Consider the following 12,612-nt stretch of genomic DNA (forward strand, 5'->3'; position numbering starts at 1 on the left):
AATTCTATAAGAATAAATAAAAATTATTAATTCCATTTTTATATATTAATTTTTGTCTTTCATTTCATAGACGCTTGAGAGGGTTAGAGTGAAGTTCTCTACTGTTTTTTCAAGTGTGATGAAAAAATTCTCCATTCTAGGTATCATTCTTTATACAAAAAGCGGTGAGTGATTAATTTAGTGAATCATATTTTTTATGAGCGGTATCTCATTTTTTCAAAAAATTGACATTATAATTATTTATATAATTCTAGGTAATAATGATCAATATGAAGCTATAAAAGCTACTATAGATTAATAGCTTCTGGAAATTATAAATAATATTTAAGCTTTATTTAAAACTAATTTTAATTTTTTAACTGTGTCATTTTTGCTATAGATTTTTTCAAAAAATTGTGAAACGATTTATCATTATTTATGTATCACATTAGCTTTTAGGGGAGCAATTATGATTACAAAGTATTTAGCCTCAACATCTATATTTTCTTTAATTTCAATTTCTGTAGTACAGGCGTCGGATATCGTTATTCCTGAACAACCTGTTCCTGTTATTCCAGCACCTGCTTTGTCTTGGACAGGATTTTATCTTGGAGGACAGATTGGTAACTTTTCAGGTAAAACAACTGCAAGTTATTTAAAACATGAGACAGGGATATGGAATCCAATTGGAAAGGAGAATTTACCTAAACTTTCTGGTTTTATCGGGGGAGTTTATGCAGGTTCCAATATTGATATCGATAATAGTTTTATTATAGGTATTGATACAGATATTATGTGGTTTGGTAAAAAGAATTCTAAAGATGTCAATCTACCGAAAAAAAGTTCAACTGAAGAAACACCAAAACTTGTAGAAAAAACAAGTCTAACAAGAGATTTGCATGAGGAGGATTCGACAACACCTATTAAAGCTGTACGTCATACTTTAAAACAAAAATGGGCTGGTGCTACACGGGTGAGAGTTGGTTTTGCGATTGAGCGTATGATGCCTTATATTTCTGGAGGGATTGCTTATACGCAGCTTCAGAATATTTTTGCGGCAGTAGCTGATAGCAAAAATGGAGAAGTTGATTTTTCTGATTGGTTGCATGATGAAAAAAAGACCATGATTGGTTATACCCTTGGAGGTGGTATTGATTTTGCAATGACTGATAATATTATTGTACGTGCAGAATATCGTTATTCAGATTTTGGCAAAAAGAAGTTCATACAGGATAAATTTGAAATGGGCTACAAGACAAATGATTTTCGTGTGGGTGTAGCTTATAAATTTTAATTTTTTGCAGAATTAAACACTTCAAAAGTCTCATTTTCGAATGAGGCTTTTATTTTTCAGATATGTTCTAGTAAATATCCTTTACTCAAAAGAGCTACTATTTTATTCGAACAATACTTTGATTTGTAAACATAAATTACTTTTTGTCATGTTGAGTGAGAGACCCAAGTGTCATAAGATTTTCTCATTTTAAACCTATACCATATTGAACCGATCAAAACCATGTCTTTTGCACGTCAAAAAGAGGGGGCGTCGTGAGATAAAAACATTAAAGAAAGAATAAAAATGCTTCTTATGAACCATTTTAAGTGCTAAAGGCTGTCGCTACATTAGGGGGTGGCAAAGTGTGAGATTTTGATACTAGCTTGCTTTTCCATAAACGTGAAGATGGTGTTGCTAAATGGACTTAACATTACATCATTCATAGGTACCGTCGGGAAATGGGTTTGGGTGCTTTAAAAGATGCTTTTTTAAACCAACATGTGAATTGGCAAGCTAATGGCATTTTATTTTATTTGAAAGATTTTTCATACAATCAACTTTTCTGTTTTGCGGTATCGTAAAATATTTTATTTAATAACAAAAAGCTCGCAAAAAAATTCTAAAGAACGTAAAATTACATCCGCAATATAATTCAATAATAAAATAATTATAAAGAGTATTATAAAGTGATTTATAGGAAAAAATAGAGAGAAAATTAGGAATTTATTGAGACATAAAAAACATTATTACCTATGTCTGTTATCGAAATATAATCTATTATTTTCCTAATTTTTTAATGTACGATAATAAATTTCGAGTGAAATAGTAATGGATCATTTCAAATCTATTTACGATAAATCAATCAACATCATTTGTTTATGAATCACAAGTAGGTTGGGTTATTTAAATTATATACTTTAGTTATTATTTGGCTTTTTTAGCCATTGATTTTCAGGTATAGAAGCTGAATGAGCGTCTCTATTATTCTATAAAATATCATCATTGTAATAATATAAGGATTTTAGGCATTAGATGCTTTTGGAGGAGTGGATGATGAAATTCAAAGCAGGGTTTATGTGTAGAGCTTTGTGAAGTAAATCACATGCGCAATTAGCAGCTGGAACCCGTGAGACAAGAATCCGAATTATTTATAAATCAGATGTGGTAGAATTTTCGTCCTTTAGAGCGGGAAGGAAGAAAACCGATAAGTTTGTAAAAAGCTAGTCACATAAGTGGGGCAGCAGATGGAACTGTCTGAGAAAAATTGATCTATTGACAGAGAAGGTGAAACTTTATCTTTTAAGGAGAAAAAGGGAAATAAGAATTATGATTTCCAAAGGGATGTGAAATAAAAATGTTTTTATTTTTTGTTGTTTGGGCAACTATGAAGGTGTTTAAAGATTAATTGTTTCAGTACATGCAATCTCGTTTTTGGGGTTGATAATGCTATAACGTTGTAATTGGCAATGCCATTGATTTTGTAAGCGTTCAATGGAAAATAAATTAAAGCCTGCGGGCGGTTTTTTATCACCAAAAGCTTGTGATGCGGAAGGAACACCAACAATAGGAATTTTTTTAATTGGTCCTTCAATGTAATTCAATGTGGGTAAATGAGTATGTCCGTGAAGAATAAGCTCACAACCGTGGTATTTGATAATGTCTAGAAAACGTTTTATATCCCGTAGTTTTTTATGCCAAGACGTTGCCTTTGGAAAGGGGGGGTGGTGAATCATGACGACACGAAAAAGGTTGCGCTGTGCTGCTTCCTTTAAAAAGAGCGGTAAAGTTTGCGCTTGCATTTTACCAAAATAGCCAGAAGCTTGAAAAGGCAATGTCGCAATGGCTGAAGAAGCTGCTATGATGGCAACATCTTTGCGAATGCGCATATAAGGAAAGGCACTTTTTTGAGGGATGTCACCTGTAATCCAAGGTTTAAAGAGAGTGCATGCTTTTTGTAAAGCGCCCCGGACATAGGCATCGTGATTTCCAAATGTCAAAGAAATATCTTGAGGTTTTCCTAGGTTAAGTAGCCAACGATGAGCTTGTACAAATTCTTTATCGAGAGCAAGATTTACAAGATCACCAGAGATCACAAGGTGATCAGGTTTTGTTTTGTTCAAGGCATCTATTAAAGTTTCTAGGACATCTGTTGCCATCTGACTCTTACGTTTTTTTTGCCAGTTCAGATAACCGGTAAGACGTTTCCCAGAAAGTTCAAAAAGGGAAGGTTGCGGGAGAGGGGAAAGATGTACATCCGATATATGGGCAAGATAAAACATAAAAGCTCGTAAAGTATTAAAAACGATTTAAAGAATAAACATAAGATAAGTTAGTGCTTAAAGGCAAGAAAGATTGTAAAATGAAAATTAGCTTGCAAAAAAGAATGTCTCAAGCGGAATGTTCCAAATAGAATATCCCTAATAAAATATCATTGTGTTGTAGATTCACATATTTGTAAAAAAAAAACATTTCTCAATGCGTTTGAGCTAATTTCACGATGGTACTCGATATTATAATGGAAAGCTTCTGTGAACTATATAGGGCTTACTGTACACTACCATCTCTACACTTAATACAAGGTGCAAATAAAAAACATCATACTATTTTCCCCCAATTTTATGAAAATCCTTGCTTTGCTTTAAGAGGATTCATAAGAGGTATTTCACTCTTTTCTTCAATGGTTTCTATCCATACAGCATCCCTTCTAATAATACGCAAGAGAATGTTTTTTATTGTTTTAATATGAGGATATTGGAAATAAGGAGAATTCCACTGTATTTTGAGTTATAAATCAATACGTTATCTAATTACAAAAGACAAGTAAATACGTAAAAAGATAAGCTGAATTTTAAAACTATTATACGAAATCTCAGACTTTTTAACGGCCTTCATAATACCACATGCTGCTCAACAGTAAAAGGCAAGCAAGCAGTGCAAAAAAACCAGAAAATATCGAAAAATAAAAGGTATTGATTAAACGGGTTTCTGTTGCTTCTTTCAGAACAATTGAATGTGCTGGGGAAGAGGACGGACTTGTTTTTGATTGAATCAGCTTAAATGGAGGAAGATGAATGTTTTCTTTTCCTTCAGGGTGTAAACGTCCGATGTAGCCACCAGTGTGCTTAATAATGGGGGCTAGTTTTTCTTGTGTTGAAATCAAGTCAAACAACTCAAGATTATCGAGCATCCCTACAGAAGAAAGTATTGTTAAACCGCCATTTTTAATGTTAAAAATTCCTGTCTCATCAGTGGTCACAGTTGCAGTAAAAAGGCCTTCTTTCTCTTTGGTCAGAGTAATATTTTCTTTTTTTCCAGAGGGAAAGATTATTTCAGCGGGTTCTGGATGGTCTTTTAGAGTTTGGCGGCGAATTGTTAAATGATGATGGCTGCTGGTCGCACTTAATTTTTCTTCCTCAAGTTCTGGTTCTTTCATGAGCCAATGGGCAATACGACGATAAAGAGCAGCATAAGGACCACCGCCTTCGAAACCTCGTGCCCAAAGCCAACTTTCATCAGAAAGCAACATGCCCACACGTCCTTTATCAACATGGGAGAGAAGTAAAAGTGGTTGTTCATCCGCTCCTTTCATGAGGGCGATTCCGTTATTTATGTTTTGAATAGCAATTTGTCGCAACCATTGCCCCCATTGAGAAGCGGGAAGGTTAAGTGTTGCAAGACCCCTTGTGACAGGATGGCGCTCACCTTCTTTGGTTAATGTGGGGCGAAAAGGTTTTTCAATAATAGTTCCATTGGGCAATGCCGGTAGAATGCTTATTAAAGGTGTTTTCGCAAGTGAGTTTTTTTGGGTAAATTCAGGTCCTGTTACCATCAACAATGCACCCCCCTTTTGTACATATTGGGCGATATAATCATAATAGATTAAGGGGAGAACAGTAGAGTGCTGGTAGCCATCAAGGATGATGAGATCAAAGTTATTAATTTCTTCAACAAAGAGTTTTCTTGTGGGAAAGACCACTAAGGATAATTGGCTTGAGGGCGTATTATCTGCTTTGGTGGGGGGACGCAAAATAGTAAAGTGAACAAGATCAATATTGGAGTCACCTTTCAAAAGGTCTCGCCATGTCCGTTCTCCATTATAAGGAGCACCTGAAATAAGAAGAACGCGTAAATTTTCTCTGATTCCTTCAATAATTGTTATGGCGCGGTTGTTTTCCAAGCTTAGTTCACCTTTGTGTGGATCAGTTATAACTTGGATAATATTTTTTTCAGCATGAGGAAGGGTAATTTCAGTTTGAAAAATCACGCCAGGAGTTACAGAATAATGGCCAATGTCTTGTCCATTGACGCTTAGTGTAATATTTGCTTTCTCTGATATTGTTTTTTTGGCGGGGCCTTTATCTTCTACCAAAATGGAGAGCGTTTGTGGTTTGTTGACAAGGGCAAAGCGTGGAGGAGAAATAAACTTGATTTGGCGATCAAATTCATCTGAGTATCCTGTAATCAGGGCATTGAGAGGTGCTTCATGATGAAGATCTGATAGGTCAGGGATGTCATGCACTTGTCCATCGGTGATAAAAATGGTTCCTGCATAACGAGAGAACGGTACATCAGATAATGCTTGTGTTAAAGCTTCAAACAAATTCGTTGAGGGTGCATATTGATTATCAGCAAGTTTCCCAGCTTCAATAAAGCGTGGTTCAAATTGTGGATAATGCGCCAGTGTTTCGACTAATTGCCTGCGCGCTTCATCACTATCATTTGTACGTGTTCCAAATGATTGGCTTTTGCTGCGGTCAATGACAATGCCTACTGTGCTTTTCAGTGGTTCGCGCTGTTCTTTTATGATCATTGGATTGAGCAAAGCAAGGATAAGGGCGCTTAATGCCATCAGACGAAATAAAGAACCTTGCCGTTGCGTAACAAGACCAACAACGACAAAAAGAATCGATATTCCGCTTAAGAGCAGAATCCAAAAGAGTGGTAAAAAAGGCTGAAAAGTGAAAAATGATATCATTGCCTTCTTTCTCTTTTAAAGCGTTCCAAGAGTGCTGGAACATGCACTTGATCCGCTTTATAGTTTCCTGTAAGCACATAAAGGACAATATTTAAACCTGCACGAAATGCCCATAGACGTTGCATTGGATCATTGGGAACAAGGGGATATTTCCATGCCCCTTTTTCATCGAGTGCCCAAGCCCCAGCAAAGTTATTTGCGGTGATGAGAAGGGAGCTTACGTTATCGCCGTTGGCAAGAGAGTTTTTATTTTTTTTGTTTGTTGATGAGGATTCAACCCATAAAGGTGAACCACGGTAGAGACCAGGAAAATCTGGCATAATATAAAAAGAACGTGCAACAACATGATCTGTTGATGCTGGCTCAATGGATGGAATATTTAACTCTTTTAAGATATCTCGTAATCTTTGCGTTTCTGGAGTAGCGTCTCCTTCAAGATTAAGATTGCTCTTTATCTGATCGCGCGTGTCAAATAAAATTGTTCCCCCATGTTTCATAAAGTTATTTATTTTTTCAAGGCTTTTGGGGGTTGGTATAGGACTCTTAACATCAATTGGCCAGTAAATAAGAGGATAAAAAGAGAGTTCATCTTTATCGAGATCAAGTGCTGTAACAGAGCCAAGGGTAAGCATTGTGCGCTCTGCGATAAATTGACTTAACGCTTCTAGACCACTTTTACTCGTTGTATCAATTTCATGATTATTGGTTATAACATAGGCAAGATGTGTTGCGCCAGCAGCTTGTACACTATCATGATGATTTTCTTTCGTTTGTGCATGAAGAGTTGGATCATATGAAAACAAGGCAATAAGACTTATAAAGGGGACGAGAAACATATTACGCCGTTTCATGAAAGAAAAAATATCTCCCATCCATAAAATGAGAAAATTGTCAAAGGCGAATAATAAGATGGCTAATCCTAAAAGTGGACCGATAAGATTTTTTTCTTTTGTATCGTAAGATAAAGGGCTTTTATTAAGAGAAGTTGGCAATGATGATTGTTTCATCAAGTGCGACGAATGAGTTAAGAGATTGAGTGCATAAAAATTGTTTTTGGCACCATAAAGTCCTGGGGGAGTATGGTAGGAAGGATGGGGTGGATTTTGAGAGTCAAAGATCAAAGGAACAACATCAGAGGGTGGTACTTGTAATTGTCCGTCAATGGCTATAGTTCGCCAAGGGTTTTGTATCACTGTTCTTTTTTCTCTGTGTGTTAGGTTTGTGTTTTCGTTAGAACCTAATGTGATTAATTTTTGCAGCATTTGTGCAAAAAAGCCAGAAAGAGGAAGGTTAGACCATGTTGGGTCAGGAGCAACATGAATGAGAATGAGGGTTCCTTTACCACGTTTTGCTGCGGTAACAAGAGGAGTTCCATCCGAAAGGCTAAGCCACGTTTTTTCAAAAAGATCTGGGGTTGGTTCTGCGAGGATTTGGCGCGAGACAGTAACATCTCCTGGAAAGGGAAGACCAAAGAAAAAGCTATTTTTTGCAAAAGGGGCAAGCTTTTGTGGTTTTGTCCAAGACATAATACTTCCAAGGGAACGTTGACCTGGGCGCAGTGGTATCGGAAGAAGGTTATCGTAATGTTCTGCGCTACTGAGTTTTTCTCCTGCAAAGCGGATGAGTGTTCCCCCTTTATTCACAAAATCAGAAAGTTTTTTTTCTGCTTTTGGGGGTATGTTAACAATGTCACCCATAATCAAAACAGATGGATTTTGTTTAAGCAAATGATCAATATCCGTTGAAAGTTCTCTTCCACCGGCTGTTATAAGCTGTGTATGACCTTGTAAGGCTTTGATAATGTAATAAAATGGAGCAAGTAAAGGCTGTGCCATTTCATTGGTATCGGGTGAGAGAAGAGCAACACGGCTTATCCTGTTATGGCTATCTACCAAGAAGGTTGCAGCAGCATGGTTTTGATTGTTTATTTTTATCCAAGCGATATCATTGCGTAGTTCAAGTGGTACATTAAAAGGAACAAGTGCTGTTGTTTCTCCTTCAGAGAACTTGTTCGTAAATTGACCGAGAAGTTGATTATTTGAATCGTAAAGGCTGAGTATAGCGGGAGTATTACTGTGTGTTGTTGAGCGGATAATACGCGCGCCCATGTTTCCATTATTATTTTCTATGGATGTTATGCCGGTTAAATCGGAAATATCAGTCAAATACCACAAGAAGTTTCTAGGTTTTAATTCTTCAAGAAGAGCAAAAGCTTGCTCATCTTCATTTGTTTGTAATCCATCACTTAAATAAGCAATATCAAGAGGTTTTCCTTTGGTTCTTTCGCTGAGTTTTTTGAAGGCATGCACACGGTTGACAGGCCAAGGACGCGGTTGCAAATGCATTAAATGCTGTTTTATAATCTTGGCTGGTTGGGGCTCTATATTGGAGATATTATTTTCAGCCGTTGCAACAAGATAAATATTTTTTTGCTGTTTTTCTGCCTGTGCAAGGAGCATTTCAGCGATAGAGATGCGCTGTTTCCATTCTTTTACAGAAACCCAACCATTATCAATAATGAGTGCAAGGGGTTGAGATCCGGAAAAGCTTATTGGTTTTTGATTCCAAGTGGGGCGTGCTAGAGCTATGATAACAAGTGCCGCTATGGTTAAACGCAACAAGAGCAACCACCAAGGTGTATGTTTTGCTGTTTCTTGTTGATGAGTTGGTTTGGGTAAGAAGCGAAAAGGGGGAAAAAGCTCTTTACGCGGAGATGGAGGAGTTATCCGCAACAGCCACCAAATGACCGGTAGGAACAAAAGCCCTAGTAACAGAAAGGGAGCAGCAAAACTCAAAGTGCCCTCCTTTTTTGCAATGGAGAGTCGCTCATTGTATTTGCAAGATGAAAAATGGTCTCTGTTAAAGGTTGATCTGTTGTACTAACGTGATAAGACCATCCTTGGCGTGCGCAAAAATTTACCAATTCTTGTCGCCTTGCGTGATATAGTTTACAATAGCTCTTACGAAGATCTTCTGCTTTAGTGGAAACATGTTTCTCTTTCGTTTCGGGATCCAAAAATTCTGTGTGACCTGTGTAGGGAAAGCTTTCTTCTGCGGGATCAGAGATTTCAATTAAATGAGCTGTCACCTGTTTTGTAGTTAAAACGGTTAAATGTTGGATGATTTTTTCAGGATAATCGAGAAAATCACTCATTATAACGACATGTGAAAAGCGTGTAATCGTTGAAAAATCCGGAAATAAATTTTCATCGGAATGATTTTCTAAAGCAAAGGCTATTCGTTCTACGACATTGGATGTCATTGTGGGGGACATTAAGTTAGGAATAGCAATATGTTCGCCACTGCGTGCAAGAAGGGATGCCAAGGTAAGGGTAAGAATAATGGCATGATTACCTTTAGAGATTTTAGAAAAGCGCGAACAGTAATGCATTGATGCGCTCTGATCAGGACAAAGCCAAACGGTTTGTGTCATTTGCCATTCATGTTCACGGAGATATGTATTTTCATCACGCGCTGAGCGACGCCAGTCAATGCGGCTAATGGATTCTCCTTCCATATAGGGACGAAATTGCCAAAAGTTTTCCCCATTACCGCTTTTACGTTGTCTATGCCATCCGGTTATCAATGTATTAGCGATATGACGCGCTTGTAAAAGGAAATATGGCATTTTGCCAGTATCCTTATGCAGTTCATTTGCCAGCGACAATGGAGGCTTTTGTAAAACTTTTTTGCCAAGAGCCATTCAAAGAGCATCTTTCACAAGGTTATTAATAATATCTTTTACGGTTATATCTTCAGCACGGGCAGAAAAATTAAGAGCCATGCGGTGTTGTAATACAGGATAGGCCAATGCTTCAACATCATCAAGTGAAGGGGCTAAGCGTCCATAATAAAGAGCACGGGCGCGAACACAAAGTGAAAGGGCTTGTGATGCCCGTGGACCAGGTCCCCAAGAAACATAAGTATTAGCAAGGCTATTGTCTTTATGAGGGCGAGATGAGCGGACAATTTTTAAAATAGCTTCGATCACACTTTCTGAAAGAGGCATTTTGCGAACGATATTTTGAATTTTTTGCAATTTTTTGCCGGATAAAATTGGTTTTGCATTTGATTTTTTTTCTTTTGTTGTTTCTAAAATAATCCGTCGCTCTGTTGTGAGGTCAGGATAGTCAATATCGATTTGCATCAAAAAGCGATCCAGTTGTGCTTCAGGAAGTGGATAGGTCCCTTCTTGTTCGAGAGGATTTTGCGTTGCAAGAACATGAAAAGGTTGTGGCAAATCATAACGGTTACCTGCAACAGTAACATGATATTCTTGCATAGCTTGTAAAAGGGCTGACTGTGTCCGTGGGGAAGCACGATTGATTTCATCGGCCATGAGAAGTTGCGTAAAAATAGGACCTTGAATGTATCGAAAAGAACGTTTACCGTCTTTATCGGAATCCATAATTTCAGAACCAATAATATCCGATGGCATTAAGTCAGGAGTGAATTGGATGCGTTTTTCATCAAGCCCTAAGACTGTTCCCAATGTTTCAACAAGACGTGTTTTTGCAAGTCCTGGAGCACCGACAAGAAGGGCGTGACCACCAGCAAAAATAGCGATTAAAGCATATTCGATTACCTGATTTTGCCCAAAAATAACTTTGTCAATTTCTTTTTGTAAAATATCCAATTCTTTGTGTGCCGTATCAATATCATCAATAATGACTTGAGCTTCATGATTGATATTGACCTTTTTTATAGAATTGGATGATGGATCATGTTGACTCATATTTCTTCCTTAAGGCGTTTGTCGCAAAAATGGTAATTTTCTCTGCATGATAATGGATATCTTATTGTTTGTAACAGAAAATGAGAAGAAATGAAGTATCATATGCCGTTTTTTTTCATATTCGTATAGAAGAGAAAAGTTTCTTTGGAAGAATAGACGTGCTTTATAAGGGATGTCTTAAAAAATTTGTTTTATGAAGAGAGTTTTTTAAAGCAATGAAGACAACTTTTTTGAAAGGTTAAAGGGTGAATATAAGACAGAACTTCAAACAGGTTGCGTGGTTACAACAAAGTGATATCCAAACACTTCTTCGTGTTTTGTCTGTGGAGGGGGAAGAGGCGCGTATTGTAGGGGGAGCAGTGCGCAATCAACTGCTAGGGCAGCCTATTAGTGATATTGATATTGCAACAACCTGTTTGCCGCAACAGGTTATTGCACGTGTAGAAGAAGCAGGATTTAAAGCTATTCCTACAGGGATTGCTTTTGGTACAATAACAGTAGTTGCTCATTCATGTTCTTATGAGGTTACAACGCTTCGCTGCGATATTGAAACAGATGGTCGTCATGCAAAAGTGGCATTTGGTCGTGATTGGAAAAAAGATGCTGAACGGCGAGATTTTACGATAAATGCGCTTTATTGTGATGCTGCTGGCAACCTTTATGATGATGTGGGAGGTTTGAGTGATATTGCTAGCCGAACAGTTCGTTTTATTGGGGTTGCAGAAGATCGTATTGGCGAAGATTATTTGCGTATTTTACGGTTTTTTCGCTTTTTTGCGTGGTATGGAGCAGGGCGACCTGATGTGCAAGGATTGAAGGCATGTGTTCGTTTAAAACACGGTTTAAAAAAACTTTCTTCTGAACGTATTTGGGCAGAAATGAAAAAGCTTCTTGCGGCGTTTGATCCAACGCGTGCTCTTTTATGGATGCGACAAAGCAGAATTTTGGCACTCATTTTTCCTGAAACAGAACGATGGGGTATTGATGCAATTCACGCATTGGTGAAGACAGAACAGGATCTTGGTTGGAAAGTTGATCCATTGTTACGGCTAGAAAGCCTTCTTCCTCCTGATCCCATGCGTCTTCATGAAATGGCACAGCGCTTGCGTTTTTCTCTTAAGGAAACAACGCGATTAAAAGAATGGGCAGAGTTAGAAATAATAAACCAAAACTGTTCTGATCATTTTGTGCAAAAACTGATTTATTTTCATGGACGACAGCCAGTTTTAGATCAATTATCGTTGTCTGTCGCTGCATCACATCTTGATCATCTGGAAAAAAGTGATGCTTTGCAAAAAGCAGAGGGTTATGTCAAGCTTTATCAATTTGCCAAAAAATGGCAAATTCCAACTTTTCCTATTAATGGTAACGATTTAATAAAAAAAGGTTTTACGAAAGGTATACTTTTAGGAAAAAAGCTTAAAGAGCTAGAAATGATATGGATTGAAAGCGGATTTTTAATGGATCGTCATGCACTATTAGAAAAAATTGATTTATAATATTTCTGTTTATAAACCCATTGTTTTTTATATTTTTTAAGTCAACATATTAATTTATAATAATCATTATTCATGTGAAAGAAGAGTCCACAATATTGTAAGGTTATTTCAAACCTGTTCATATTACATCAATCAAAGTTATTGCCTT

Annotated in this window: 7 protein-coding genes; 2 read left to right on the forward strand and 5 right to left on the reverse strand. The window is 37.1% G+C overall.

Annotation, left to right across the window (positions count from 1 at the left end):
* The first annotated feature begins 448 nt into the window (after positions 1-448).
* Positions 449-1,273 (forward strand): outer membrane protein, encoded by an 825-nt coding sequence (locus ACFINS_RS03005; protein WP_375611166.1) that lies wholly within the window; start codon positions 449-451, stop codon positions 1,271-1,273.
* 1,376 nt (positions 1,274-2,649) lie between these two features.
* Here ACFINS_RS03005 and ACFINS_RS03010 read toward each other — a convergent pair.
* From ACFINS_RS03010 to ACFINS_RS03030, 5 genes are all read right to left on the reverse strand, one after another.
* Positions 2,650-3,534 (reverse strand): metallophosphoesterase family protein, encoded by an 885-nt coding sequence (locus ACFINS_RS03010; protein ID WP_375611167.1) that lies wholly within the window; start codon positions 3,532-3,534, stop codon positions 2,650-2,652.
* 599 nt (positions 3,535-4,133) lie between these two features.
* Positions 4,134-6,230 (reverse strand): glutamine amidotransferase, encoded by a 2,097-nt coding sequence (locus ACFINS_RS03015; protein WP_375611168.1) that lies wholly within the window; start codon positions 6,228-6,230, stop codon positions 4,134-4,136.
* Positions 6,227-9,025 carry a DUF4159 domain-containing protein gene (locus tag ACFINS_RS03020; RefSeq protein ID WP_375611169.1) on the reverse strand — a complete coding sequence of 933 codons (2,799 nt, stop codon included), beginning with the start codon at positions 9,023-9,025 and terminating at the stop codon, positions 6,227-6,229. Before ACFINS_RS03020 ends, ACFINS_RS03015 begins: the two co-directional genes overlap by 4 nt.
* A complete protein-coding gene (locus ACFINS_RS03025; protein WP_375611170.1) occupies positions 9,022-9,933 on the reverse strand; it encodes a DUF58 domain-containing protein in 912 nt (303 codons plus the stop codon). Before ACFINS_RS03025 ends, ACFINS_RS03020 begins: the two co-directional genes overlap by 4 nt.
* A complete protein-coding gene (locus tag ACFINS_RS03030) occupies positions 9,934-10,965 on the reverse strand; it encodes an AAA family ATPase (protein ID WP_375612988.1) in 1,032 nt (343 codons plus the stop codon).
* A gap of 245 nt (positions 10,966-11,210) precedes the next feature.
* Here ACFINS_RS03030 and ACFINS_RS03035 point away from each other — a divergent pair, with 245 nt between their 5' ends.
* Complete coding sequence (locus ACFINS_RS03035) at positions 11,211-12,464, forward strand: CCA tRNA nucleotidyltransferase (protein ID WP_375705884.1); 1,254 nt, start codon at positions 11,211-11,213, stop codon at positions 12,462-12,464.
* Positions 12,465-12,612 lie beyond the last annotated feature (148 nt).

Origin of the sequence: Bartonella sp. AA2SXKL (genome assembly GCF_042197205.1) — a bacterium.
Classification (GTDB): Bacteria; Pseudomonadota; Alphaproteobacteria; order Rhizobiales; family Rhizobiaceae; genus Bartonella.